The sequence below is a fragment of the Nonomuraea sp. N2-4H genome, from assembly GCF_045291505.1.
In the GTDB taxonomy this organism is placed as follows: domain Bacteria; phylum Actinomycetota; class Actinomycetes; order Streptosporangiales; family Streptosporangiaceae; genus Nonomuraea; species Nonomuraea fastidiosa.
In genome coordinates this window covers 268547-293662 of record NZ_CP147987.1, presented here as the reverse complement: position 1 = coordinate 293662, position 25116 = coordinate 268547, and the positions used below count along the sequence as shown (strand labels likewise).

At 71.2% G+C, this 25116-nt stretch carries 21 protein-coding genes and 1 pseudogene; 9 read left to right on the top strand and 13 right to left on the bottom strand.

What is annotated here, in order from left to right; translation table 11 throughout:
- Window positions 1–38 precede the first annotated feature (38 nt).
- Window positions 39–782, bottom strand: coding sequence for an AMP-binding protein (locus WBK31_RS01330; RefSeq protein WP_364058812.1), 744 nt, complete (start codon window positions 780–782; stop codon window positions 39–41).
- 177 nt (window positions 783–959) lie between these two features.
- Between WBK31_RS01330 and typA the strand changes: the two genes are divergently transcribed.
- On the top strand, window positions 960–2810 hold the full coding sequence (gene typA, locus WBK31_RS01325) for a translational GTPase TypA (RefSeq protein WP_364058815.1): 1851 nt from the start codon (window positions 960–962) through the stop codon (window positions 2808–2810).
- Window positions 2811–3327: 517 nt separating this feature from the next.
- The gene (locus WBK31_RS01320) at window positions 3328–5808 is read left to right on the top strand and encodes a hypothetical protein (RefSeq protein WP_406674202.1); all 2481 of its coding nucleotides are present in this window, start codon (window positions 3328–3330) and stop codon (window positions 5806–5808) included.
- A gap of 6 nt (window positions 5809–5814) precedes the next feature.
- On the opposite strand, the gene WBK31_RS01315 is transcribed toward WBK31_RS01320, so the two are convergent.
- From WBK31_RS01315 to WBK31_RS01300, 4 genes are all read right to left on the bottom strand, one after another.
- Window positions 5815–6465, bottom strand: coding sequence for a DUF2461 domain-containing protein (locus WBK31_RS01315; protein ID WP_406674201.1), 651 nt, complete (start codon window positions 6463–6465; stop codon window positions 5815–5817).
- A gap of 31 nt (window positions 6466–6496) precedes the next feature.
- On the bottom strand, window positions 6497–7288 hold the full coding sequence (locus WBK31_RS01310) for a polysaccharide deacetylase family protein (protein WP_364058824.1): 792 nt from the start codon (window positions 7286–7288) through the stop codon (window positions 6497–6499).
- Window positions 7289–7317: 29 nt separating this feature from the next.
- A complete protein-coding gene (locus tag WBK31_RS01305; RefSeq protein ID WP_364058827.1) occupies window positions 7318–7623 on the bottom strand; it encodes a hypothetical protein in 306 nt (101 codons plus the stop codon).
- Window positions 7624–7799: 176 nt separating this feature from the next.
- A complete protein-coding gene (locus tag WBK31_RS01300) occupies window positions 7800–8375 on the bottom strand; it encodes an XRE family transcriptional regulator (protein ID WP_364058830.1) in 576 nt (191 codons plus the stop codon).
- Window positions 8376–8469: 94 nt separating this feature from the next.
- Between WBK31_RS01300 and WBK31_RS01295 the strand changes: the two genes are divergently transcribed.
- The 3 genes from WBK31_RS01295 to WBK31_RS01285 are packed head-to-tail and all read left to right on the top strand — an operon-like array spanning window position 8470 to window position 10271.
- On the top strand, window positions 8470–9309 hold the full coding sequence (locus WBK31_RS01295) for a DMT family transporter (protein ID WP_364058833.1): 840 nt from the start codon (window positions 8470–8472) through the stop codon (window positions 9307–9309).
- A 54-nt stretch (window positions 9310–9363) separates the two neighbouring features.
- The gene (locus WBK31_RS01290) at window positions 9364–9927 is read left to right on the top strand and encodes an MEDS domain-containing protein (RefSeq protein WP_406674200.1); all 564 of its coding nucleotides are present in this window, start codon (window positions 9364–9366) and stop codon (window positions 9925–9927) included.
- Window positions 9849–10271, top strand: coding sequence for an ATP-binding protein (locus WBK31_RS01285; RefSeq protein ID WP_406674199.1), 423 nt, complete (start codon window positions 9849–9851; stop codon window positions 10269–10271). Before WBK31_RS01290 ends, WBK31_RS01285 begins: the two co-directional genes overlap by 79 nt.
- Here the strand turns inward: WBK31_RS01285 and WBK31_RS01280 are convergent, their stop codons facing one another.
- Window positions 10272–10856, bottom strand: a complete 585-nt coding sequence (locus WBK31_RS01280; protein WP_364058839.1) for a sigma-70 family RNA polymerase sigma factor — start codon at window positions 10854–10856, stop codon at window positions 10272–10274.
- Window positions 10857–11103: 247 nt separating this feature from the next.
- On the opposite strand from WBK31_RS01280, the gene WBK31_RS01275 reads away from it, so the two are divergent.
- A complete protein-coding gene (locus WBK31_RS01275; protein WP_364058842.1) occupies window positions 11104–12177 on the top strand; it encodes a PLP-dependent cysteine synthase family protein in 1074 nt (357 codons plus the stop codon).
- 59 nt (window positions 12178–12236) lie between these two features.
- Here WBK31_RS01275 and WBK31_RS01270 read toward each other — a convergent pair whose 3' ends face one another.
- Window positions 12237–13220, bottom strand: a complete 984-nt coding sequence (locus WBK31_RS01270; protein ID WP_364058845.1) for an iron-siderophore ABC transporter substrate-binding protein — start codon at window positions 13218–13220, stop codon at window positions 12237–12239.
- 98 nt (window positions 13221–13318) lie between these two features.
- On the opposite strand from WBK31_RS01270, the gene WBK31_RS01265 reads away from it, so the two are divergent.
- Genes WBK31_RS01265 through WBK31_RS01255 form a run of 3 tightly spaced genes read left to right on the top strand, consistent with a single transcriptional unit; the run spans window position 13319 to window position 16184 of the window.
- Window positions 13319–14353: a FecCD family ABC transporter permease gene (locus WBK31_RS01265; protein ID WP_378784989.1), complete on the top strand. Its 1035-nt coding sequence runs from the start codon at window positions 13319–13321 to the stop codon at window positions 14351–14353.
- Window positions 14353–15396 carry an iron chelate uptake ABC transporter family permease subunit gene (locus WBK31_RS01260; protein WP_364058851.1) on the top strand — a complete coding sequence of 348 codons (1044 nt, stop codon included), beginning with the start codon at window positions 14353–14355 and terminating at the stop codon, window positions 15394–15396. Before WBK31_RS01265 ends, WBK31_RS01260 begins: the two co-directional genes overlap by 1 nt.
- Window positions 15393–16184: an ABC transporter ATP-binding protein gene (locus tag WBK31_RS01255; RefSeq protein ID WP_364058854.1), complete on the top strand. Its 792-nt coding sequence runs from the start codon at window positions 15393–15395 to the stop codon at window positions 16182–16184. Before WBK31_RS01260 ends, WBK31_RS01255 begins: the two co-directional genes overlap by 4 nt.
- Window positions 16185–16243: 59 nt before the next feature.
- Here the strand turns inward: WBK31_RS01255 and WBK31_RS01250 are convergent, their stop codons facing one another.
- The 6 genes and pseudogenes from WBK31_RS01250 to WBK31_RS01225 form a co-directional block, all read right to left on the bottom strand.
- On the bottom strand, window positions 16244–17929 hold the full coding sequence (locus WBK31_RS01250; RefSeq protein ID WP_364058857.1) for a tetratricopeptide repeat protein: 1686 nt from the start codon (window positions 17927–17929) through the stop codon (window positions 16244–16246).
- Between the two features lie 257 nt (window positions 17930–18186).
- A complete protein-coding gene (ftsY, locus tag WBK31_RS01245; protein WP_364058860.1) occupies window positions 18187–19362 on the bottom strand; it encodes a signal recognition particle-docking protein FtsY in 1176 nt (391 codons plus the stop codon).
- 234 nt (window positions 19363–19596) lie between these two features.
- Window positions 19597–23278: pseudogene (gene smc, locus WBK31_RS01240) on the bottom strand (chromosome segregation protein SMC).
- A 174-nt stretch (window positions 23279–23452) separates the two neighbouring features.
- Complete coding sequence (locus WBK31_RS01235; protein ID WP_090938435.1) at window positions 23453–23647, bottom strand: hypothetical protein; 195 nt, start codon at window positions 23645–23647, stop codon at window positions 23453–23455.
- Between the two features lie 190 nt (window positions 23648–23837).
- Window positions 23838–24125, bottom strand: coding sequence for an acylphosphatase (locus WBK31_RS01230; protein WP_364058866.1), 288 nt, complete (start codon window positions 24123–24125; stop codon window positions 23838–23840).
- A gap of 34 nt (window positions 24126–24159) precedes the next feature.
- Window positions 24160–25062, bottom strand: coding sequence for a LysR family transcriptional regulator (locus tag WBK31_RS01225; RefSeq protein ID WP_364058869.1), 903 nt, complete (start codon window positions 25060–25062; stop codon window positions 24160–24162).
- Window positions 25063–25116: the final 54 nt, after the last annotated feature.

The window sequence follows — 25116 nt, the reverse complement described above, 5'->3', positions numbered from 1 at the left end:
CGCCGAAGGATCACACTCTCGCACAGTCTCGCACGTTGTTACAGGCCGAGCGAGCTGACGACCGCCCTTTCGTCCACGACGCGCAGGGTGGGGTCGCCGAGCAGCCGCCGCGCCAGGTCGTACGGCGCCACGACCACGGTCGCCCGCCGCTCCTGGGCCAGCACCCGGCAGCCGACCAGGCTCGGCTCGTGCGCGACGACGACGTGGGCCCCCGCCGTCATCGCCAGGTCGATCGTGCGCAGGCCGCGGAACGGCTCGCTCACGGCGCTGATCACCACGTCGTCCTTGGCGACGACGAGACGGGTGGAGAGCCTGCGCAGGTCGGTGGCCAGCTCGGCGTTGTCGAGCAGCCGCACGCCGTCGAGCGTGATCGCGGGCCCGGCCAGCGGGCCGAACTCGACGGCCGCCGGCCCCACCAGGTCGCCGAACGGCCGGGCGCCCGCGACGGGGCGGAAGGAGAAGACCAGGTCGGCCTTGACCGCGGTGGGGTCGTAGCGGTCGTAGGTGATGAGAATGCGCGACTCGCCGCGGCCGCCGAGCACGGCGACGCCGCCCGCCCAGGCCACCGCGTGCACCGCCACCGGCAGCGCCGCGCCGAGCGGGACGTCGACGAGCACCCGCTCGCCGTAACGCAGCCCCTGCGCCTGCAGACCGGCCGCCGCTCTGGTGACCCGCCTGGCGAAGGCCGCGTAGGACAGCACCTCGCCGGTCCTGACGTCGCTCACCGCCGGCTGATCGCCCTGCATCGGTGCCGCCGCCATCACCAGCTCTGTCCAGGTCATGCCGCCAATCTAGGGATCCGGGCCGCACTTGCCATGCGCAGGAATGTGCAGGCCGCTATGTAGTCGCGGGGATCGGAGGCCGTCAGCGGCTCGCGCCGGTCAGCGGAGGGGATCAACTAGACTTAGGAGGTCGCGACTTCGCGCGGCCGCCCCCACGACACAGAGCGAGACGTCATCATGCCTTTGAACAGCCGCGACGACCTGCGGAACATCGCGATCATCGCGCACGTCGACCACGGTAAGACCACCCTGGTCGACGCAATGCTCTGGCAGTCCGGGGCCTTCCGCGCCAACCAGGACGTCGACGACCGCGTGATGGACTCCAACGACCTGGAGCGCGAGAAGGGCATCACCATTCTTGCGAAGAACACCGCGGTCAAGCACGGCGGCATGACCATCAACATCATCGACACCCCCGGCCACGCCGACTTCGGCGGCGAGGTCGAACGCGGGCTGTCGATGGTCGACGGTGTGGTGCTGCTGGTCGACGCCTCCGAGGGGCCTCTGCCGCAGACGCGGTTCGTGCTGCGCAAGGCGCTGGCCGCGAAGATGCCGGTCATCCTGTGCATCAACAAGGTCGACCGGCCCGACGCCCGCATCAAAGAGGTCGTCGACGAGGTCTACGAGCTGTTCATGGACCTCGACGCCACCGACGAGCAGATCGACTTTCCGATCGTCTACGCATCGGCCAAGGCCGGCCGGGCCTCGCTGCAGCGTCCCGCCGACGGCGGCATGCCCGACTCGGAAGACCTTGAGCCGCTGTTCGACATCATCAAGTCGACGATCCCGGCGCCCACCTACGACCCCAACGCGCCGCTGCAGGCTCACGTCACCAACCTCGACGCGTCCTCCTACCTCGGCCGTATCGCGCTGTGCCGCATCCACCAGGGCGTCATGCGCAAGGGCCAGCAGGTGGCCTGGTGCCGCACTGACGGCTCGATCCAAAAGGTGAAGATCACCGAGCTGCTGATGACGGAGGCGCTGGAGCGCAAGCCCGCCGAGGAGGCCGGGCCCGGCGACATCATCGCGATCGCCGGCATCCCCGAGATCATGATCGGCGAGACGCTGGCCGACCCCGACGACCCGCGCCCGCTGCCGCTGATCACGGTCGATGAGCCCGCCATCTCGATGGTCATCGGCACCAACACCTCGCCCCTGGTCGGCAAGGTCAAGGGCTCGAAGGTGACCGCCCGCATGGTGAAAGACCGCCTTGACAAGGAGCTGGTCGGCAACGTCTCGCTGCGCGTGCTGCCCACCGACAGGCCCGACGCCTGGGAGGTGCAGGGCCGCGGCGAGCTCGCGCTGGCCATCCTGGTCGAGCAGATGCGCCGCGAGGGCTACGAGCTGACGGTCGGCAAGCCGCAGGTGGTCACCAAGGTCATCGACGGCAAGGTGCACGAGCCGGTCGAGCGGCTGACGGTCGACTGCCCCGAGGAGTACCTCGGTGCGGTCACCCAGCTCCTGGCCGTGCGCAAAGGCCGCATGGAGCACATGACCAACCACGGCACCGGCTGGATCCGCATGGAGTTCGTGGTGCCGGCGCGCGGCCTGATCGGCTTCCGTACGGAGTTCCTCACCGAGACCCGGGGCACGGGCCTGGTGCACCACGTGTTCGACTCGTACGAGCCGTGGTTCGGCGAGCTGCGCACCCGCAACAACGGCTCGCTGGTGGCCGACAGGTCCGGCCCGGTCACCGCGTTCGCCATGCTCAACCTCCAGGAGCGCGGCACGCTGTTCGTCTCGCCCGGCACCGAGGTCTACGAGGGCATGATCGTCGGCGAGAACTCCCGGTCCGACGACATGGACGTGAACATCACCAAGGAGAAGAAGCTCACCAACATGCGCTCCTCCACTGCCGAGGAGACGGAGAAGCTGATCCCGCCGCGGGTGATGTCGCTGGAGCAGGCGCTGGAGTTCATCCGCGAGGACGAGTGCGTGGAGATCACGCCCGAGGCCGTGCGCATCCGCAAGGTCATCCTCGACGCCGCCACGCGCGCCCGCGCCGCGGCCCGCGCCAAGCGCTCCTGACGCAACCAGTGGCCAGGCGAGCCCGCGCCGCGTCTTTCTGACGCAGCGCGGGCCACGCCGAGCACTCCCGACACCGCCACGCGGGCCCCACGCCCGCGCAACGTGCGAGCGCTCCGAAGCAGCCACGCGGGCCCGCTCCAAGCGCCTCCCGACGCAGCGCGGACCCGTGCCCGAGTGCTTTTGGCGGAGCCGCCTCAGGTCCGCGCCGAGCGCTTCTGGCGGAGCCGCCTCAGGCCGGCGCCGAGCGCCCTCGAAGCGCCTTCACGAAAATCCGCGTTTTGTCCTACTTAGGCGGGCAAAGTGCGGCTCTCGAGTAAGTGGCGGCGGTCAGTGCGATACCCCTTGCCACCTGTGATGACGTCGTGCTTTTCCCGAGAAGCCGTCAAGTGCCGTTGTCATGGGAGCAGCTGTAATCACACCGTGACCCCATGACATAGAACAAACGCCTTTGCCGGAGAATCATCCCTTTGTGGGAAAGCTCCGGACTGCAATCGCGTTCGGGCTGGCTCTGGTGTCGTTGGGGGCGATCGTTTGGTGCACCGTCGCAGCCAGACCGGTAGCGGGACCCGCGCCGCCCGAGGACACCGCGGCGCCCAACCCGTGGGTGGCCGCCGCCGCCCGCGCCGACCCGGAGGTGGGCTGGGCTCGTACGGCGGCGACGGAGGTCACGATCGCCAGGACGGCGGAGCGCGACCTGGAGCAGGTGCCCGAGGGCCGCATCGACCCCCGGCAACGGCAGATCAAGGTTTCGGTCGTGCACCGGCTCACGATGGTCCGCGACGACCCGCTCATCGAGGCGCTGCGCCAGGGCGCCGGCTTCCCCGCCACGCTGCAGCAGGTCACCGACGCCGCGTTCGGCGCGATCAAGGTGGACAGCGCCGGCCTCGCGCCCACCACCCGCCTGGCGCCGAGGCTCACCACGGCCGACGGGCGCACCACCGCCGAGTTCACGGTCACCCTGCTGCGCCAAGTCCGCACGGACGCGCTGCTGAAGCTGCACTTCGAGGCGCCGAACGCGGTCCCGCTCATCGTCACCGGCCGCTCCATCGCGGTGCTGCCCGGCGAATGGGCGGTGCTGCGGCTCGAAGGCATCACGCCTGAGCATGAGCGGCGGGAGCGGCTCGCGTTCACCGTCGGGGCCTATCCGGTGAGCATGACGCTGGCGCCCTCGTCGCATGGGTTCGCCGACGTGGCCGAGGCCGACGACTTCTCGTGGGCCACCGCGCTCGGCGTGCTGACCGCGATCGCGCTGACCGCCGTGCTGCTGCGCTCGCTGGGCGAGGGCTGGTGGTCGCGGCTGCCCAACAGGGAGCTCGGCGCAGGGCTGGCGGTGGCCGCCCCGGCGCTGCTGATCCCGATGTTCGACGAGGACTGGTCGGCGCTCGCGTACGTGATCCTCTTCCTCGCCGTGCCCCTGCTCGCGCTGCGGCATGCCGGACGGGTGATCCCGGCGAACCCGCCGTGGACCACCCGCGACCTGTTCATGGTCACCGGCGTGGGCGTGCTGCTCGGTCTCGGCATGCTGAGCTGGTCGTGGCTGCACGGGCAGCTCTCCGGGCAGCACCTGCTGGCGGGAGGTGCGGTGGCGGCGCTGGCGGCGGCGGGCGCGGCGGTCGCGTTCAGCGCGGACCTCGGGGTGCGGCCGGTGATCGTGCGGCTGGCGGTGCTGTCGGCCGAGGCCGCGATCGGGCTGCTGGCGCTGGCGCTGTGGCTGCGCGCGCTGCTGAACGGGGTGTATCCCCCTGACAGCGTCCGGCTGGTGCTGGCGCTGGGCTGGGCGATGATCCCGGTGGCGGCCATGGCCGTGGCGACCAAGCGGTGGAGCCGCCAGGTCGTCGTGGGTGCCGTGCTGATCGGCCTGCTCGTGCAGGGCTGGCCGACGGAGTGGCTGGACGCCGGGTCGTGGAGCCTCGCTGTCTCGCAGCCGGAGCCCGCCATCGGCAGCCTCACGCTCACCCCGCTCGTCCGCGGCGTGCTCGGCCTGCTGCTGCTCGGTTTCGTCATGCTGGTGCTGCGCCTGTGGCGGCTCGGCGGGCGGCCGGCGGCCGTGGACGACCCGGTCGCCGAGTCCACCATGATCGCCGTGCTGATGGTGCTGTACATCACGCCGGGAGGCAGCATCTCGCTGGCCGACATCGACGTCCCGCTGCCGCTGCTGGCGATCACCTCGCTGGTGGCCTGGGGCACCTCCCGCTGGCTGCTCAACGGACCGCGCCTGGCCGTGCCCGAACCCGCCGACCAGCACGAGCACCGCAGGCTCGTCAGGGCCGCGCTGCACCGGCGGCTGCTGCTGGTCGCCGAGCAGGAGCTCTACCGGGCGGGACGCAACCGCATCGGCGCGGGCGAGCTGTCGATCCCCGAGTTCGAGCAGCAGCGCGACGCGCTCGAAGGGGCGATGAACCGGCACGGCAGCCATCCGGAGACCGCGTTCGCCACCTCGGCGGGCTGCACGCCCTGGCAGAACGCGGTGCCGGCGTTCACCGTCTGCCTGCTGCTCAGCCTGCCCTTCGCCATCGTGTACGGCTGGCCGGAGGGCGCGGACCTGACCAGCTTCGTCTTCGACGCCCGCTACCTGCTGACGCTGCCCGCGTTCGGCTTCCTGTACGGCTACTTCTACCCGCGCGTACGCGGCACCCAGCCCATGACCAAGGCGCTGCACCTGGCCGCCACCGCGCTGCTCACCGAGCTGTCCGGCTACCTGTCGACGCTGGCCGAGCCCGACATCGGGGCCTTCGACAAGGTGCAGGTGGTGGCGATCGTGGTGGGGCAGGTGCTGCTGGTCTGCGTCGGCCTCGGGCTGTTCTGGGAGTGGCGCATCATGCACCTGGCAGGCGAGCCGTGGGCGCGGGTGCGCACGCTGCGCAGCGTGCGCAGCCTGGCCGCCCCTGCGCTGGCCGTGGTGCTCGCCGCCGGCACCACCGCCGCCTCGTCGGCCGCGGGTCAGACGGTGGACCGGATCCTGAAGGGCGACCAGATCACGGTCACCGCGCCCCGCTGAGCGGGCTCAGCGGCGGGGCAGCTCGCTGCCGCGCACGTGCGTGCACAGCCATTCCACCAGCGGGCCGAAGGCGCGCCATGCGCGCTCGACGCGCCCGCGCACCTCGGACGTGTGCACCCACGGCTCGGGCTCCCAGCGCACGCCCGCATACAGCGACCGATGGCGCAGCAGCTCGATGCGCGGGTGGTCGTCGTCGAAGCCCCTGGGCCGGGTCTTCAGCCGGTCGCCCATCAGCTCATAACCGGCGGTCTCCAGGCGCTCGGCCAGCGCCGCGAGCGGCTTGCCCGAGACGTCCTCGTCCACCGCCGCGCGGTAGCGGGCCACCTGGTCGGAGGCGCTGCTGTAGACGCCGCCCGCGACGAAGAGCCCGTCCGCGCTCACCTCGACGTAGTAGCCGATGCCGGGCATCAGGCCGGCGAAGGCCCCCTGATGCGTCTTGTACGGCGACTTGTCCTTGGAGAAGCGCACGTCGCGGTAGGGACGGAAGAGCCGGACCGCGCCGAACTCCGGCTCCAGCTCGTCGGCCAGCGCCTGCATGGGCGCCCGCACGGCCTCCTCATAGAGGTCTTTGTGCCGGGCGAAGTACGTCTTGGAGTTGTCCGCCTCCAGCCCCTCGTAGAAGATGAACGCCTCGTCGGGGAAGCCGGTGAAACCCATGACGTCAAGCCTGCCACGGGCCGGGGGCGGCTCAGCGCTCGGTGTACATCTTCCCCGGTGACGGGGCCCTGCCGTACAGCTCCGAGACCGTGACGAACGTGAAGCCCCGCTTGGTGAGGGTGTCGAGCACCTTGGGCACGGCGTCCACGGTGGTGCGGTGGATGTCGTGCATCAGCACGATCGAGCCGGGCTTGGCGTGTCCCGCCCGTTTGGCGACGATCTCGGTGACGCGGTCGCGCCAGTCGAGGGTGTCGAGGTTCCACAGGATCTGGGCGAGGCCCTCGCGCCTGGTCTCGGCGGCGACCCTGGCGTCGGTCGCCCCGTACGGCGGCCGCATCACCTGCATCCGCACCCCGGTGAGCCGCCGCACGATCTCCTCAGTGTGCCGCAGCTCCTGCTTCATCCGGTGCAGCGGCAGCGCGGTGAGCGGCGGGTGGCTCCAGGAGTGGTTGCCGATCTCGTGGCCCTCGTCGACGATGCGGCGGACGGTCCTGCCGCCCTTGTCGGCCGCCACCATCTGCCCGACGACGAAGAACGTGGCCCTGACGTCGCGGTCGCGCAGCAGGTCGAGCAGCCGGGGGGTGTGCTCGCCCGGTCCGTCGTCGAAGGTCAGGGCCACGCACTTGAGCTTGGCGCAGTCGAAGTTCCTGCTGCGCGGCCAGCCCGCCTGCATCGACCTCAGCCGCTTGGCCAGCGCCACCGGGTCGAAGGCGCCGAGCCTCATGGGTGTGACGTCCACGTGCTGGTGCTGACGCCGCGCCACCGAGTAAGTGACGCAGCTCGCCAGCGCGAGCAGGGCCAGCGGCAAGGCCCATACGCGCATGCTTCCCCCGAAACGCCGCATGCGGGGGCCTATGGATAGTCCTGGACCGGCACCCCCCGCAGTTCCCTGGCCAGGTCGTCCCACCAGAGTGGGATATCGGCCTGCAATTCCTGGAAGCGGCGCGCCACGCGCATGGCACATCCAAGCGGATCCGTACCCAGATGCCGACGTTTCACCGGTCCTTCCTGCCACCGGTAAAAACCATCTCTATAACGTACGACCAGCCCGATCCACACCGAGATGGTCGCACCGTCGCCTATCTCGTAAGCGCTGGTGACGCCCAGACCGTGAAGCTCCGCCTGGAGCTTCTCGGTCGCCGCGCGGGCCTCACTCACACGTCACCCCCTGCCGACGTCGAGCGCGCCGGCCGCGGGACGCGGTCGCCGCACACCAGGGGTGTACCCAGCCACGGGCATGAGCCGTCCAAGCCATGGAGTAATCATGAAACTCCGCCGGGTCACGCGGAGGGGTTTCGCGCTTATAGATCACGCGTCCGGCGCAGGCGTCTCGTTCAGGTGTCGCCGGCGGTGCGCGGCTCGGCCACGGCCATGATGAACCTGAGCTCGGCGTCGCCCTGGTTGGCGTAGCGGTGCGGCCGGTCGGCGGTGAAGAGCACGGCGGCGTCGGTGCCGACCACGTGGCTCTTGCCCGCCACGATCAGCGTCAGCTCGCCCTCCAGCACGGTGAGCATCTCGCGGGTGCCCGGCGGGTGCGCGTCGCCGTCGTGGTGCTGCCCGGGGCTCAGCCGCCAGTCCCACAGCTCCAGGATCATCGGCATGTCGGCGCCGACCAGCAGCCGCGCCCGGCCCTCGCCCTGGTCGAAGGTGACGACGTCGTCCTTTTGCACGACCCGCACCATGGGCACGTCGCCGACCTCGACCAGGCGGGCGACGGTGACGCCGAGCGCGGAGGCGATCCGGGTGAGCGTGGACACGCTGGGGTTGGTGCGCCCCTGCTCGACCTGGACGAGCATGCCCCGGCTCACGCCCGACCTGGCGGCCAGCGCGTCGAGGGTGAGCCCGCGGTGCGCGCGCTGGGCGCGCACGTTGTTGGCGATGGCCTGGGTGATGAGCTCGGGGTCCTCCATGCAGTGCAGTGTAGTGAATGGGTAGTGCAGCAGGATGTACTCTGTGCATTGCACTAATAGTGCAATACATTGATCCGAGGAAGGACTCCCCCTGGTGACGGTCATCCTGGCGACCGCCTGCGCCATCGTTTACGGCACCGCCGACTTCTTCGGCGGCCTGGCCACCCGGCGCTCGCGGGTGCTCTCCGTCGTCGTGCTCTCGCAGACGGCGGGCCTGGCGCTGATCCTCGTGCTGCTGCCGCTGCTGCCCGGCGCGTACGGCACCCTCGCGCTCTCCTGGGGCCTGGCCGCCGGGCTCGCGGGCGCGGCCGGGCTGGTGCTGTTCTACCGGGCGCTGGCCACGGGCGTGATGTCGGTGGTGGCCCCCACCACGGCGGTCACCTCGGCCGCGCTGCCGGTGGTGTTCGGCCTGGCCACCGGCGACCGTCCCGGCGTGCAGGCGCTGGTGGGCGTGGCGCTGGCGCTCGGCGCGGTGCTGCTGGTCAGCCAGGAGGGCAAGGGCGGCGGGCAGGTCACGCCGCGCTCGGTGCTGGTCTCGCTGGCGGCGGGGGCCGGGTTCGGCGGGTTCTTCATCCTGCTGTCCATGGCGCCCGACGACTCCGGGCTGTGGCCGCTGGTCGGCGCCCGGCTGTCGTCGGTGTCCGTCGTCGCCCTGCTGGCCCTGCTGACCGGGCGCGGTCTGCGGCCGGGCGCGGGGTCGCTGCCCGTCATCGTGGCGGCGGGCGTGCTCGACATGACGGCCAACGTGCTCTACCTGCTCGCCCAGCGTGACGGCCTGCTCAGCCTGGTCGCCGTGCTCGTCTCGCTCTATCCCGCCAGCACGCTGGTGCTCGCCAACCGGGTGCTCGGCGAGCGTCTGCGGGCCGTCCAGATCGCCGGCGTGGTGTGCGCGCTGGCCGCGGTGGCGCTCATAGCCGTTGCACAGCACTCCTAGCCTTGCTACGTTCCGCCTGTGCGCCCTGCCCGGGCACGTTCCGTTGACGGATCGTTGAGGCACGTCGCGGTGCCGTACGACTCCGAGGAGTCCTTCGTGACCCTCACCGTGCCGCGCGTGCGTTCCGCGCTGGACGAAGGCAGGCAGGTGCTGGTCGTCACCGGCGCGGCCAAGCTCGGCCTGCTGGCCGCGGCGCTCGGGCCCGACGCCGCCCGCATCGACAGCCGCTCGCCCGCCGCCTGGTACGCGCATCCGTACCGGATGCTCGCCGCCTGCCACGACTACACCCGCGGCCGCAGCACGCTGGTGATCGCCGAGCCGTCCTGGACGGGCATGAGCGAGCGCGACATCAGGGAGCTGATCCGCTGCGACTCGGTGATCAACGCGGCGCTGCACCGCGCCGCCGCGATCGTGATGTGCCCGTACGACGTGCGCCGGGCCCCCGAGCCCGTAGTGGCGTACGGGCCGGTCATCCACCCGGCCCTGCTCGGGGCCGACGGCGAGGTGACGAGCACCCGCTTCGTCCCCCGCACGACCTGGTGCTCGACGGCGACCACGCACCCCTGCCCCCGCCCGCGCCCGACGCCGAGAGGTTCGGCTTCACCGGCCGCGAGCTGAAGCGGCTGCGCCGGACCGTCGGCGACTACGCCAGGGCGGCGGGCATGGACCACGACCTCGTCACGTCGCTGGTGATCAGCGTCTCGGAGATCGCCGCCAACAGCGTCGAGCACGGCGCGGGCCACGGCACGGTCGCGATGTGGATCAGGGACGGCGAGCTGATCTGCGAGATCTCCGACCCGGGAGGCGCGCTCGACGACCCGTTACCCGGCTACATACCACCAGAGCCCGAATCCCCACGGGGATACGGGCTCTGGATCAGCAGACAACTGTGCGATCTGGTGGACCTGCGCGCGGAGGACGGTGTGTTACGGGTCCGCCTCCACCTGAGGGTGGAGCGGTAGTCAGGCGGCCCGCTGCGCGGGCAGGCGCACGGCGCCCTCCTCGCGGGCGTACTCCTCCAGCATGGCCCGGAGCTGGCGGCGGCCGCGGTGCAGCCGCGACATGACGGTGCCGATAGGCGTGCCCATGCGCTCGGCGATCTCCTTGTACGCGAAGCCCTCGACGTCGGCGAGGTAGACGGCCACGCGGAAGTCCTCGGGAAGGGAGCGCAGTGCGTTCATGACGACGTTGTCCGGCAGGCGGTCGAGCGCCTCGGTCTCGGCCGAGCGCAGGCCGGTGGAGCTGTGCGACTCGGCGGCGTGCAGCTGCCAGTCCTCGATGTCCTCGGCGGCGGACAGCTTGGGCGAACGCTGCTTCTTGCGGTAGTCGTTGATGAAGTTGTTGGTGAGGATCCGGTGCAGCCACGCCTTGAGGTTGGTGCCCTCGCGGAACTGGTGGTACGACGTGTACGCCTTCGCCACCGTCTCCTGCACCAGATCCTCCGCGTCAGCGGTGTTACGGGTCAGGCGCATGGCGGAGGCGAACAGCTGCGACGTCACGGGCACGACGTCCCGCTCGAACCAGTCCTGGCGCTGCTCATCGGTCATGGTGATCAATTCATTCCCCCTTGCGCTATCCCCCGTTTCGGCACAAGCCGCCTGACGGCGGTTCCATCCTCGCAAGCCCTTGGTAAGGGGGGCGTTAGAGAGGTTCCGCTTCGATCAGAAGGGGGGTCATCGTCCATCTGCTCGCGGCGTGCGTCACGTCCACGGCGGGACAAGTCTCATTATCATAACACTACCCACCCAAAATCATAGGAATAGTGGCGAGAGTCACATGGGATAGCGTATGGCCATGAGATTCGTGGACCGGCATGACTCGGGGACACGCCGCTGGGTGGCGGAGGCCATACGCAAGGTCGAGGCCGACGCCAACCGTAGTTGCGACACACACCTGCACGTCTTTCCGCTGCCCCCGCACTGGGGCGTAAACCTTTATCTGAAAGACGAATCGGTGCATCCAACCGGATCTTTGAAACACCGGCTGGCCCGCTCCCTATTCCTGTACGGCCTGGCCAACGGCTGGATCGGCCCCACCACCACGATCGTGGAGGCGTCGAGCGGATCCACCGCCGTCAGCGAGGCGTACTTCGCCCGGTTGCTCGGTCTTCCCTTCATCGCGGTCATGCCCGCCTCCACGTCGCCGGAGAAGTGTCATCTCATAGAGTTCTACGGCGGAAAATGTCATTTGGTTGACGACCCGCGTGCGATCTATGACGAATCTCACCGTCTGGCCGCGGAGACCGGCGGCCACTTCATGGATCAGTTCACTTACGCCGAGCGGGCCACCGACTGGCGCGGCAACAACAACATCGCTGAATCGATCTATTCACAGATGTCCATGGAGCCCTACCCCGAGCCCGCCTGGATCGTGGTAGGCGCGGGCACCGGCGGCACATCGTCGACCATCGGCCGCTACATCCGCTACCGCCGCCACGACACCCGCCTCGCCGTCGTCGACCCCGAGGGCTCGGCCTTCTATCCGAGCTGGGTGGACGGCGACCTCACGGTCACCGCCCCCGGCTCCCGCATCGAGGGCATCGGACGTCCGCGCGTCGAGCCCTCGTTCCTGCCCTCGGTCATCGACCGCATGATCGCCGTGCCGGACGCCCGCTCGATCGCCGCCATGCACTGGACCCGCGAGGTGACCGGGCTCGACGTCGGCGGCTCCACCGGCACCAACATGGCGGCGTGCGTGCAGCTCATCGAGGAGATGCGCGCGGCCGGGGAGCGGGGCAGCATCGTGACGCTGATCTGCGACAGCGGCGACCGGTACAGGGGGACGTACGGCAACCCCGCGTGGCTGGCGGCCAACGGCCTCGACATCGAGCCGCACCTGGAGGAGCTGCGCAGGTTCATGAACAGCTAGGGCACTCGGAACCGGCCGGGCCTTCTCGATGAGGGCGGCGGCCGGTTCGTCAGCGGCGGCTAGGACGTCTTGGCCGGATCGACGCCGAAGATCTCGGCCACGTCGTCCAGCATCGCGTGCGCCCCCTGGATGCCCACCGCGGTCATCCACGTCAGGTCGCTGACCTCGTGCTTCTTCCCCTTGAGCTTGGCCCACAGCGGGTTGCCGACGAACTTCTGCTTCGGCCCGTCGGAGGCCGGGTCCGGATAGGTGGCGACGAAGATGTGGTCGGCGTCCAGGTCGGCGATGCGCTCCTGGCTCACGTTCACCGCGATCGCGTCCTGCGCGGTGGGCTGGCCCTCGGGGCGCGGGAAGCCGACGTCCTTCAGCACCACGCCGGAGTAGGAGTTCTCGACGTACAGGCGGGTGGTCGGCTCGCCGGCGAAGCGCACGATCGAGATGGTGGGCAGCTCGCCCTCCTTCTCCTTGATCTCCCGCCCGATGGCGGCGGCGCGCTCCTCGTACGCCTTGATCCGCGCCTCGGCGAGGTCCTCCTTGCCCAGCGCCTGGCCCATGAGCCGGAGGTTGTCCTTCCAGATGGCCCCGGTGGTCTCGCTGAACACGGTGGGAGCGATCTTGGACAGGCGGTCGTACAGGGCCTCGTGCCGGACCTTGGCCGAGACGATCAGGTCGGGCTTGAGCGCCATGATCTTCTCAAGGCTGGGCTGCTCCAGAGTGCCGACCGACGTGGCCTCCTGGCCGTACCGCTCGACGACCGGGCCGAGGTAGCCGGGCAGCTTCGTCTCGATCGACCGGTACGTGGTGTAGCCGACGACCGGCGTCTCCAGCGTCAGCACCGCGTCCACGAAGCTCTGGTCGAGCGCCACCACCCGCTTCGGCCGCGAGGGGATGACCGTCTCGCCCATCGCGTGCCGCACGGTCCTGAACGGCGCCGCGCTCTTCGAGGCGTCCCGCGCCGATCCGGCGCCTGCGCCCTCCGCCGAGCCGCAGGCGGCCAGTGCCGCCAGCAGGACAGCGCCGACCAGCACGCGCAACGGTCTCATCAGATCCCTTTCCCCGAAGTAAGGTAAGCCTAAATTAGGTTAGCCCTGCCTAACCTGGCATACTTCAGCGGGATCGGGCAAACGTCAGGAGGACTCGGGTGAGCGTTTCCGCCGTCGCCCCGCGCCTCCACGGCATTCAGCGGCGCCGGCTCGGCGTGCTGGGCGTGCTGCTCGCCGCCGTGGCGATCGGCGTCCTGCTGAGCATCACGATCGGCTCCAAGTCGGTGCCGCTCGCCGACGCCTGGCACGCGATCACCGCGCCGACCGGCACCGAGAACGACATCGTCATCCGCTCGCTGCGGCTGCCCAGGACCGCGCTCGGCGTCATGGCCGGCATCGCGCTCGGCGTGGCGGGCGCCCTCATGCAGGGCCACACCCGCAACCCGCTCGCCGACCCCGGGCTGCTCGGCGTCACGCAGGGCGCCGCGTTCGCCATGGTGTCGTCGATCATCCTGCTCGGCACGTCCAGCCTGCTCGCCTACATCTGGTTCGGCCTGGCGGGCGCGCTCGTGGCCAGCGTCGCGGTCTTCGCGCTCGGCATGGTGGGCGGCAGGGGCGGCCCGACCCCCGTCACGCTGGCCCTGGCGGGCACCGCCGTGAGCGCCCTGCTGTACGCGCTGACCTCCGCCATCGTGCTGCTCGACGAGCAGGCGATGGACGTCTTCCGCTTCTGGCAGGCCGGCTCCATCGCCGCCAGGGGCGCCGACGTGGCCTGGCAGGTGCTGCCGTTCATCGCGGCCGGCCTGGTGCTCGCGATGGTCAACGCCCCCGGGCTCAACGCGCTCTCACTCGGCGAGGACGTGGCGAGGAGCCTCGGCCAGAACGTCGCGAGGACCCGCGCCATCGGCGTCGCCGCCGTCACCCTGCTGTCCGGCGCCGCCGTGGCCGCCTGCGGCTCGCTCGCGTTCGTCGGCCTCATCGTGCCCCACCTGGCCAGGCCGCTGTCCGGCACCGACCACCGCTGGCTGCTGCCGTACTCGGGGCTCATCGGCGCGGCCCTGCTGCTGGTCGCCGACGTGGTCGGCCGGGTCGTCGCCCCGCCCGGCGAGCTGGAGGTGGGCGTGGTGCTCGCGCTGCTCGGCGCGCCCTTCTTCGTCGCCCTGGTACGCCGCAGAAAGCCCGTACGCCTGTGATGACCACACTCCCCCTGCGACTCGGCGGCCTGTCCTGGCGGCTGCGGATGCGCGGCGTCGCCGTCACCGTCACGGGCGCCGTGCTGCTCGCCCTGCTCATGGCGCTGAACATGCGCATCGGCGACATCGAGATGACGCTGCCCGAGGTGATCTCCGGCACGTTCGACGCGGGCAGCCCCGCCCACTTCGTCATCATGGAGCTGCGCCTGCCGCGCGCGCTCACCGGCGCCCTGGTCGGCGCCGCGCTCGCGCTGTCCGGCGCCATCATCCAGTCCATCGCCCGCAACCCGCTCGCCAGCCCCGAGATCCTCGGCGTCACCACCGGCGCGTCGGTCACGGTCGTGGCCGGCGTGGTGGCGAGCGGCAGCGTGTACGGCGGCGTCAGCGGCCTGCTCGCCACCCTCGGCATCCCCGCGCTGGCCCTGCTCGGCGGCCTGATCGGCGCGGCCATCGTGTACGGCCTGGCCTGGCGGCGCGGCCTCGACGGCTACCGCCTGGTGCTGGTCGGCATCGGCGTGGCCGCGGTGTTCACCAACGTCAAGTTCTGGCTGCTGACCGTCGGCGACGTCAACGACACCGGCCGCGCCATGGTGTGGATCAGCGGCTCGCTCAACGGCCGCGGCTGGGAGCACGTCGTGCCGACCGGGGTGGCGCTGGCCGTGCTGGTGCCGCTCACCCTGCTCGGCACCCGTTCGCTCGACGCGCTGCGCTTCGGCGACGACACCATCACCGCGCTCGGGGTGCGTACGAACCTGGCCAGGGCGCTGATGATCCTGGCCGCCGTGCTGCTCGCCGCCGTGGCCACCGCCTCGGCCGGGCCGATCGCGTTCGTGGCGCTGGCCTCGCCGCAGATCGCGCTGCGGCTGGTCCGCTCGGGGCAGCCGCCGCTGCTGTGCTCGGCGGTCGTCGGCGCCGTGCTCACCACGGCCGCCGACCTGATCGCGAGGTCGCTGTTCTCCCCCATCGAGTTGCCCGTCGGCATCGTCACCGCCGTGCTGGGCGCACCGTACCTGATCCACCTGATCTGGAGGTCGCGAAAGTGAGACTGCAGGCCGCCGACGTCAAGCTCGGGTATGGCGACCGCCTCATCGTGGACGGGCTCGACCTCGGCATCGAGGCGGGCACGGTGACCACCATCATCGGCCCCAACGGCTGCGGCAAGTCCACGCTGCTGCGCGCGCTCGGCCGGCTGCTCAAGCCGCAGGGCGGCGAGGTGCTGCTCGACGGCAAGCGCATCGACAAGATCCCCACCCGCGAGGTGGCCAAGGTCCTCGGCGTGCTCCCCCAGTCGCCCACCGCCCCCGAGGGGCTGACGGTCGCCGACCTGGTGGCCAGGGGACGCCACCCGCACCAGACGTGGTACCGGCAGTGGTCGTCCGACGACGAGGGCGCGGTCGCGGCGGCCCTGGACATGACGGGCCTCGCCGACCTGGCCGAGCGGCCGCTGGACGAGCTGTCCGGTGGGCAGCGGCAGCGGGCGTGGATCTCCATGGCGCTCGCCCAGGGCACCGACCTGCTGCTGCTCGACGAGCCGACCACGTTCCTCGACCTGGCCCATCAGGTGGAGGTGCTCGAACTGGTCAGGCACCTGCACGAGGAGGGCGGCCGTACGGTCGTCATGGTCCTGCACGACCTCAACCTGGCCGCCCGCTACGCCGACCGCCTGGTCGCCATGCGCGCCGGCCGGGTGATCGCCTCCGGCACCCCGCACGAGGTGCTGACCGAGGAGCTGCTGCGCGAGGTTTTCGAGCTGGACGCCAAGGTCATCCCCGACCCGGTGGCCGGCACCCCGCTGGTCGTCCCGATCCGCCCGCTCTCCCACGCGTCCTGACACCGCCGGACCGCTCGGCCCGCCGTCACAGGAACCCTTGGGCGCCCCCCGGCGGCGCGTCAGGCGTCGCCGAGCTCCGACAGCGCCGCGCGCACGTCCGCGTCGTCCGGGTCCAGCTCCGCGGCCCGCAGCAGGTCCTGGCGCGCCTGCTCGGCCAGCCCCGCCGCCCGGTACGCCAGCGACCTGTTGTAGAGCAGTTCGGCCGTCTCTCCCAGCTTCAGCGCCCGGGTGAGATCCGACACCGCCAGCTCGTTGTCGCCGCGTTCGAACGCGAGCTCCGCCCGTCCCGCCCAGGCCGCGACCAGTTCGGGGTCGATCTCCAGCGCCCGGTCGAAGGCCAGCCGCGACTCCGGGTAGCGCTGCTCGGCCAGCTCGACCTGCCCGAGCACGCACAGCAGGTAAGGATCCTCAGGGGCCAGCGCGAGCCCGCGCTCCACGTCCTGCCGCGCCCGCACGTAGTCGCCCGCGGCGACGTGCAGGCCGCAGCGGTTGACATAGGCGGGGGCAAAGTCCGGGTCCAGCTCCAGCGTGTGGTCCAGGTCGGCGCGCGCTCCCGCCAGGTCGCCGGCCGCGTAGCGGACCTCCGAGCGGTTGTAGTACGCCTCGGGGAACGGCGGGCTGAGCCGCATCACCGCCTCGTAGTCGGCCAGGGCCTCGTCCGAGCGGCCCATGGCGTGCAGCAGGTTGCCCCGGTCGAGGTAGTAGTCGGGGTAGCCGGGGTCGGCCGCGATGGCCCTGTCGTAGTCGGCCAGCGCCTCCTCGCGCCGCCCGCCGAGCGCCAGCAGCTGTCCCCTGTTGGCGTACAGAATGAGCCGGTGGATCGGGTGCTCGTCCTGGAGGTGCGTCTCGGCCAGCTCGATCGCCTGCTCGACCAGCTCCATGGCCGCTTCCCTGCGGCCTCTGCGCAGCTCGACCAGGGCCTTGCCGTTGAGGTCGAAGCCCAGGTGGAAGGCGCGCTCACGGGGGTCGGGCAGCAGCGAGGTGATGGTGACGGCCTCGTTGATCCACGACAGCGCCTGCTCCGGGTCGCGCTGCGCCGGGTCGTGGTGGCGTACGAGGATCATGGCGGTGGCGTACGCGATCGTGGCGCGGTGCTTGGGGTCGGTGCTCAGCCGCCTGGCCCTGTCGTACAGGTCGCGGGCCTCGTCCTCGCGCTCGATCGCCTCCAGCGCGGCGGCGACCCGCTGCACGAGGAGCTGCCAGCGTTCGGGGTCGTCGTCGTACGCCAGCCCGCGCAGCACCTCCAGCCCCGACTCCGCCATGGCGTGGTGGAAGCCCTCGTCGCGGTAACGGCCGAAGTCGGCCCGCAGCGGCCCGCTGCCCGGCGCCGACGGGCCCTCCTCGATGCGCAGCAGCTCGGGGTCGAGCCGGCGGCGCAGCACCTTCACCAGCTCGCTGTCGGTGTAGTCGGCCTCGCCGAGGTTCGTCACCCGCAGGGTGAGCGGCCCGGCGGCGGTCAGGTAGTCGCGCACGAACTCGGCCAGCCCGTTGGCGATGCGCAGGCTGCGCCGTGCACCCGGCACGAGCACCCGCTGCGCTCTGGGCAGGTCGTCGGCCAGCGAGCGCCTGCGCGCGGGCACCGCGGCGCGCAGCGCGGGCGCCGCCGCCCTGATCTCGATGTCGTGTGCGGCGACCAGGTCCGGCGCGGTTTTCAGCGCACCGGGAACGAGCCGCGCCAGCAATGCCGCGGCCAGCGTATACGGCCCGCCGATCCGGCGGTCCGCGTCAATGAGGATCGTCTCCACGTGGATCGTTCTGCCCTGGCCGGCGCCCCCACCGAGACGCCGGCCCCGCAGCTCAGGCGCTGTGCCTCGGAGCCGCCGCAGCGGTCGGCTTCACAGTTCCTGGCCGGTGGACGACGATCTTCTTCATGAGCGGCCTTTCACGTACCAAAGCGATCGAACGATCTTTGATGACGATATATGTCAACACATGAAAAAGAGGTCGATCAAGGCTTATCTGGTAAGGGCTCCTTCACGAATATTTACGGCGTAACCGTAAATCATTCGCCCAAAATGGCGTCCACGAAGACCTCGGGGTCGAACGGCGCGAGGTCGTCGGGCCCCTCTCCCAGCCCCACCAGCTTCACCGGAACGCCCAGCTCCCGCTGCACCGAGATGACGATGCCGCCCTTGGCGGTGCCGTCGAGCTTGGTCAGCGCGATGCCGGTGATGTTGACCACTTCGGCGAAGACCTGGGCCTGGCGCATGCCGTTCTGGCCGGTGGTGGCGTCGAGGACGAGCAGCACCTCGTCGACCGTGGCCTTCTTCTCGATGACCCGCTTGACCTTGCCCAGCTCGTCCATGAGGCCGGTCTTGGTGTGCAGCCGGCCCGCGGTGTCGACGATGACCACGTCGGCCTTGTCCTCGATGCCCCTGGCCACCGCGTCGAACGCCACGGACGCCGGGTCGCCGCCCTCGGGGCCGCGCACGGTGTCGGCGCCGACCCGCTCGCCCCACGTCTGGAGCTGGTCGGCGGCGGCGGCGCGGAACGTGTCGGCCGCGCCCAGCACGACCTTCTTCCCGTCACCGATGAGCGAACGGGCGAGCTTGCCCGTGGTGGTGGTCTTGCCGGTGCCGTTGACGCCCACGACCAGCACGACGGCCGGCCGCTCGCCGTGCTTCTGCACGTGGAGCGTGCGGTCGAGGTCGGGGCCGACCTGGGCGAGCAGCTGCTCGCGCAGCAGGCCGCGCACCTCCTCATGGCTGCGGCTGCCCAGCACCTTCACCCGGGTGCGCAGCTCCTCCACTATGGCGCGGGTCGGAGCCACCCCCACATCGGCGGTGATCAGGCGCTCCTCGATCTCGTCCCAGACCTCGTCGTCGAGGTGGTCGCGCGACAGCAGCTCGAGCAGCCCGCGGCCCAGCGCGTTCTGCGAACGGGCGAGCCGCGAGCGCAGCCGCACCATGCGGCCCGCAGACGGCGGCGGCACCTCGACCTCGGGCGCCTTGACGACCGGCTCGGCGGGCTTGGCCGGAGGCGGCAGCGTGGTGGTCGCGCCCTCGGCCTCCTCACCCGCGCCGGCGGGCTTCTTCTCGCCCTCCTCCGGCAGCACGGGGGCCTCCGGCGGCTTGACCGGCGGCGCAGCCTTGCGGCCCGGCCTGAACAGCAGGAAAAGACCGCCGACCGCCAAGATGGCGACGACGGCCACGATCACGATGACGCCGAGGTAATCCACAAGATGTCAGTTTTCCAGATCGAACGGCATGGTCACGCACAAGGCCACACCGATCAGGCGGACCGGCGCCCGTCGAATCGCCGCCCGGCCACCGGCTCAGACCGGCTCACGCCCTCCGGAACCGCCGCCCGGCCACCGGCTCAAGCCGACTCACGCCCTCCGGAACCGCCGCCCGGCCACCGGCTCAAGCCGACTCACACCCCCTGAGCCTCAGACCGACTCACGCGCTGAACCTCAGGCCGACTCGCGCTCCCTGAGCCGCTGGCTGACCACCTGCGTCACGCCGTCGCCCCGCATGGACACGCCGTAGAGCGCGTCGGCGATCTCCATCGTGCGCTTGTTGTGGGTGATGACGATGAGCTGTGAGCTTTGTCGCAGCTCCTCGAACAGCGTGAGCAGGCGCTGCGTGTTGGTGTCGTCGAGCGCCGCCTCGACCTCGTCCATCACGTAGAACGGCGACGGCCGCGCCTTGAAGATGGAGATCAGGAACGCCACCGCCGTCAGCGAGCGCTCGCCGCCCGACAGCAGCGACAGCCGCTTGACCTTTTTGCCCGGCGGCCTGGCCTCGACCTCGACGCCGGTGGTCAGCATGTCGCTGGGGTCGGTCAGCACCAGCCGGCCCTCGCCGCCGGGGAAGACCCGGGTGAAGATCTGCTCGAACTCGCGGGCGACGTCCTCGTAGGCGGAGGCGAACATCTGCTCCACCCGGTCGTCGACCTCCTTGACCACGGTCAGCAGGTCGCGCCGGGTCTTCTTGAGGTCTTCGAGCTGGGAGTTGAGGAACGCGTGGCGCTCCTCCAGGGCCGCGAACTCCTCCAGCGCGAGCGGGTTGACCTTGCCGAGCTGGTTCATCTGCCGCTCGGCGGCCTTGGCCCGCTTCTCCTGCTCCTCGCGTACGTAGGGGACCGGCGGTTCGCCGGGCACCGGCACGTCGGGGCCGTACTCGGCGATGAGCGCCTCGGCCTCGACGCCGAACTCGTCGAGCGCCCGCTGCTCCATCTGTTCGAGCCGCAGCCGCTGCTCGGTGCGCGCCATCTCGTTGCCGTGGACGCGGTTGGTCAGCTTGTCGAGCTCCTGGCCCAGCTCGCGCACGCGTACGCGGACCTGCTTCAGCTCGGCGTCGACCGCCACCCTGGCCAGCTCGGCCTCGTCGCGCTCGCGCTCGGCCAGCGCGACCGAGTCGTTCAGCGCCGTCAGCACCCTCCTCGCGCCCTTGGCGACGGCGTCGGCGAGCGCCGCCTGACGCCTGCGCCTGGCCCGCTGAGCGGCCGCCTGGGCGCGTTCCTCGCGCTCCCTTCTCGCGGCCCTGAGCAGGCCGTCGGCGCGGCCCTCGATGCCCTTGACGCGCTCCTCCGCGGTGCGCACCTGAAGGCGGGTGTCCATCTCGCGCTGCCTGGCCGCCTCGCAGGCGCTCGCCAGCTCGTCGCGCAGGTCGGTGGTGGGCTCGGACTCCAGCTCCTGGGCGTATTCGGCCTCGGCGAGCCGGACCTCCAGCTCGGCAAGCTCCTCCAGGCGCTCGGCGCGGGCCGCCTCCGCCCTGGCCACGCTCGCGGTCAGGCGTTCGGCCTCCTGGCGCGCGGCGTCGGCGGCGGCCTCGATCTGCGCGAGCCGCCTGGCCGCCGCGGCGCTCGCCTGGTCGGCCTCGCGCTGGCGGCCCCTGATCTGGTCGAGCGTGCCCTGTGCGGCGCTCACCCCTGCCTGGGCGGTGGTGAGCGCGGTCTGCGCCTCGCTGACGCGGGCCTCGGCGGCCTCAAGCGCGGCCTGGGCGGCCTGCTCGGCGGCGACCGCCTCGTCCAGCGCCACGGCGCTCTCCTCGGCCCTGGTCTCGGCCGCTTCGAGGTCGGCGAGCGCCTCGTCGAGCGCGGCCCGCACCTGAAGCACGGAGGTGCCGCCGGTGGATCCGCCGGTGGCCACGTGGGCGCCGACGACGTCGCCCGCCCTGGTGACCGCGCGCAGCTCGGGGTGGCGTTCGACCAGGGCGCGGGCGGCGTCGAGGTCTTCGGTGAGCACCACGCCGGAAAGCACGTGGTCGAGCGCGGGCCGCAGGTGCTCCGGCACCGTCACCAGGTCGGCCACCCACCGGCCGCCGCCCGGCGCCTCGCCGCGCGCACCGCCGTTCGCGCCGTTGGCGAGCGCCACGAGCAGCGTCGCCTGGCCGGTGCCCTGCGTACGCAGCAGCTCAAGGGCCTCAACGGCGGTGTCGAGCGTCTTGACCGTGATGGCCTCGGCGACCGGGCCGAGCACGGCGGCCACGGCCTGCTCGGCCCCCGGCGTCACCTGCATGGAGGCGGCCAGCGGCCCCAGCACCCCGCCCAGATCGGCGTCCAGCAGCGCGGCGCCGCCGTCGCCCTTGGCCAGGCTCAGCTCCAGTGCGTCGCGGCGGGCGGCCAGCGCGGCCACCTTGCGCTGCGCCTCCTGGTCGGCGGCGCGGGCGCTGCTCACGCCCGCCTTGGCCGCCTTGAGCGCGGCGCGGGGCGCTTCGAGACCGGCCTTGGCCTCCTCGACCGCCGCGCGCGCCTCGTCGGCCACCGCCCTGGCCTCCTCGACGGCGGCCTGCGCCGCGGCCAGCTCCTCGGCCAGCGCGGGGTCGGCGGCCGGCACCTCCTGCCGCTGCGCCTCCAGCTCCTCCCTTGCCCGGCGCTCGCGCTCGGTGGCGTCGGCGACCGCCTGGGTGAGCCGGCCGATCTCTTCTTCAGCGGCCCTGGCGCGGCTGCGTACGGAGTCGACCTGGCCGCGCAGCTTGGCCAGCCCCTCGCGGCGGTCGGCGGCGGCCCTGGCGGCCAGCGCGAGCCGCTGCTCTTCGGCGGCCAGCTCGGCCTCTGCCGCCGTCCGCGCCTGCACGGCCTCTTCCAGCAGCTCCTGCGCCTGCTCCAGCTCGGCCCTGAGCAGCTGCTCGCGCTCGCGCACCTCGGCGGCCTCGCGCTCAAGGTCTTCCGGGTCGCGGCCGCGCCGCTCGATGGAGGCGGCGTCGAGCGCGTGGCGGTGGCGCTCCATGGCGAGCTGTTCGAGGCCGGTGATGCGCTCGCGCAGCGAGGACAGCCTGAAGTACGTCTCCTGCGCGGCGGCCAGGCGCGGCTGCGTCTCGGCCTCGGCCGCCTCGAGTGCCGCCTCGCGCTGCTGTGCCTCGGCCAGCTCGGCCTCGACCTGCTGCCGCCTGGCCATGATCGCGGCCTCGTCGGCGGCCTCGCGCTCCAGCTTGGCCCGCAGCGTGCACACGTCGTCGGCGAGCAGCCTGAGCCTGGCGTCGCGCAGGTCGGCCTGGATGACGGCGGCCTTACGGGCGATCTCGGCCTGCCAGGCCCAGCGGCTTGAGCTGGCGGCGCAGCTCGGTGGTGAGGTCTTGGACGCGGGTCAGGTTGGCCTGCATCGCGTCGAGCTTGCGCAGCGCCTTCTCCTTGCGCTTGCGATGCTTGAGCACGCCCGCGGCCTCTTCGATGAAGGCGCGGCGCTCCTCGGGGCCCGCGTGCAGCACGGTGTCGAGCTGGCCCTGGCCGACGATGACGTGCATCTCACGGCCGATGCCGGAGTCGGACAGCAGCTCCTGGATGTCGAGCAGGCGGCAGGTGTCGCCGTTGATCGCGTATTCGCTCTGCCCCGACCGGAACATCAGCCGGCTGATCGTGACCTCGGTGTAGTCGATGGGCAGCGCGCCATCGCTGTTGTCGATGGTCAGCGTGACCTCTGCGCGGCCGAGCGGCGGCCGGTTGGCCGTGCCGGCGAAGATGACGTCCTCCATCTTGCCGCCGCGCAGCGACTTGGCGCTGTGCTCGCCCATGACCCAGGCCAGGGCGTCGACGACATTGGACTTCCCGGAGCCGTTGGGGCCGACCACGCAGGTGATGCCCGGCTCGAAGCGGAGGACGGTCGCCGAGGCGAAGGACTTGAAGCCGCGCAGGGTGAGGGTCTTCAGATACACGAGCGCGACCCCCTCTCCCCGGAACGGACTCGGAAAAGCCTACTGGTCCGAAGGGCCGCGAGTGGGCATCATGGCCGGGACCTGGTCTCCGGGGTGAGGTGTGGGGTGAGGTATGAGGCACGTAACAAGGGACGCCTCATCGAGACGTCCCTGGGTCTTGCGCTCCGATCACTCTCAGGTGAGTGCCGGCTCGCGCTCCTGCATGCGGCTTAGTGCCTCGTCGCGGGTCTGCGCCGCAAGAGCGTCATTGGTGGCCTGGAGTCGGATGAGTTCTGCCTCCAGGTCTCGTATGCGCTGCTGCAGGCGGCGCATTTCCGAGACCATTCGAGGGTCAGGACCGCCGACGTGGCCGAGTAGAGCCTTCGCCATGGTAAAGGGTCCTCCACGCTGAGTGACCAGACTGGTTCGCGCACTTCTATTCCGCGGGAGGGGTGCGCGTGGTACCTAACAAGAGTCGCACCGGCAGTGTGGGCGGTCAAGTCGATCGAACCGCTGAGCCCTACTGATGGGCACTCCCGACATACAACTATACCCTATTTGGGCGGTTTAGCGAAACGAGCTACCTTTCCACAAACCCCCCCAAACTACCTCGGGGTTCGCTCCAGCGTTCTACTACTCCATCCACTCTGCCCGGCGTGTCGCAACCTCTGAGCTGCTCCAGCAGCTTGACGCACGCCTCGCGCGGACCCTCGGCGACCACCTCGACGCGGCCGTCCTCCATGTTGCGTGCCCACCCGGTGAGTCCGAGCTCCAGCGCTCGCGACCGGGTCCACCAGCGAAAGCCCACGCCTTGCACCCGGCCCCGCACCCAGGCGGTCAACCGGGCGTCCGAACCGCCGTCAGACATCCGCACTCCTCCATGCCGCAGTCACGCTGAGTGATCAGGCCACCAGGACGGGCGCCGCGTTCGCATGGGCGACCGCCGCCTCGTTGAACGCCCTGACGGCGGCCGTCTCGCCCGCCTTCGTCCAGGCCAGGCCGAGTATCGAGGCGCGCAACCCGGTGACCGGTACGAACACGACGTCGGCCCGGGGATACTGAGCCGCCGTGGGCGTGCAGAAGAGCATGCCGCCGCGGTTGAGCGCCACCTGGGTCAGGCCCTCCTGCGTGGTCGCCACCTTACCCGCCAGCGGGATCTTCCTCCCGGAAGGGGTCGCCGACGGCGCGATGCGCTCCTGCCAGCCGCGCGGCGCCGGGCCGTCCAGCCCGATGAGCGGGATCGAGGCCAGTTCCTCCGCCTCGATGACCGCCCGCTTGGCCATCGGGTGGCGTACGGACAGGCCGAGCCGGTAGGAGACGCGGTTGAGCGCCTCTCCCGCGGCCAGGTCGGGCTCGTCCACGGGCAGCAGCGTGAACGTGATGTCCACCTCGCCGGCCCGCAGCTTGCCGAAGGGGTCGGACAGCGGGATCTCGACCAGCTTGACCACGCTGCCGGGGTTGCGCCGCTCGTAGGCGCGTACGCTGCCCGCCACCAGCTCGGTCGGCGTGGCCAGGAAGCCCACCCTCAGCTCCCCCGTCACCCCTCTGGCCGCCGCCCTGGCCCTGCTCACCGCCTGCGCCAGGCCGTCGAAGGAGGGCCGCAGGTCGGCCAGGAACCGCTCGCCGAGCGGCGTCAGGCGTACCCGCCTGCTGGTGCGCTCGAACAGCCGCCCGCCGATCCTCGACTCCAACGAACGTACGAGCTGGCTCACCCGGCCTGGCGACAGGTACAGACGCTCGGCCGTACGCGCGAAGTGCAGCTCCTCGCTGAGGACGACGAAGCACTCCAGCTCCCTGAACTCCATGCGCCCCTCCCCGGGCGAACGCTTAGCCTGACTAAACCAAGCCTTCGGGTCTCG

Coding starts and splice junctions, on each gene's coding strand:
- WBK31_RS01315 (WP_406674201.1), bottom strand. CDS start 6,465: ATGGGTTTCACCGGCTTCCCCGACGAGGCGTTCATCTTCTACGAGGGG.
- WBK31_RS01330 (WP_364058812.1), bottom strand. CDS start 782: ATGACCTGGACAGAGCTGGTGATGGCGGCGGCACCGATGCAGGGCGAT.
- typA (WP_364058815.1), top strand. CDS start 960: ATGCCTTTGAACAGCCGCGACGACCTGCGGAACATCGCGATCATCGCG.
- WBK31_RS01235 (WP_090938435.1), bottom strand. CDS start 23,647: ATGGCGAAGGCTCTACTCGGCCACGTCGGCGGTCCTGACCCTCGAATG.
- WBK31_RS01300 (WP_364058830.1), bottom strand. CDS start 8,375: ATGGAGGACCCCGAGCTCATCACCCAGGCCATCGCCAACAACGTGCGC.
- WBK31_RS01270 (WP_364058845.1), bottom strand. CDS start 13,220: ATGAGACCGTTGCGCGTGCTGGTCGGCGCTGTCCTGCTGGCGGCACTG.
- WBK31_RS01280 (WP_364058839.1), bottom strand. CDS start 10,856: ATGACCGATGAGCAGCGCCAGGACTGGTTCGAGCGGGACGTCGTGCCC.
- WBK31_RS01225 (WP_364058869.1), bottom strand. CDS start 25,062: ATGGAGTTCAGGGAGCTGGAGTGCTTCGTCGTCCTCAGCGAGGAGCTG.
- WBK31_RS01310 (WP_364058824.1), bottom strand. CDS start 7,288: ATGCGCGTATGGGCCTTGCCGCTGGCCCTGCTCGCGCTGGCGAGCTGC.
- WBK31_RS01230 (WP_364058866.1), bottom strand. CDS start 24,125: ATGTCTGACGGCGGTTCGGACGCCCGGTTGACCGCCTGGGTGCGGGGC.
- WBK31_RS01275 (WP_364058842.1), top strand. CDS start 11,104: ATGAGATTCGTGGACCGGCATGACTCGGGGACACGCCGCTGGGTGGCG.
- WBK31_RS01260 (WP_364058851.1), top strand. CDS start 14,353: ATGACCACACTCCCCCTGCGACTCGGCGGCCTGTCCTGGCGGCTGCGG.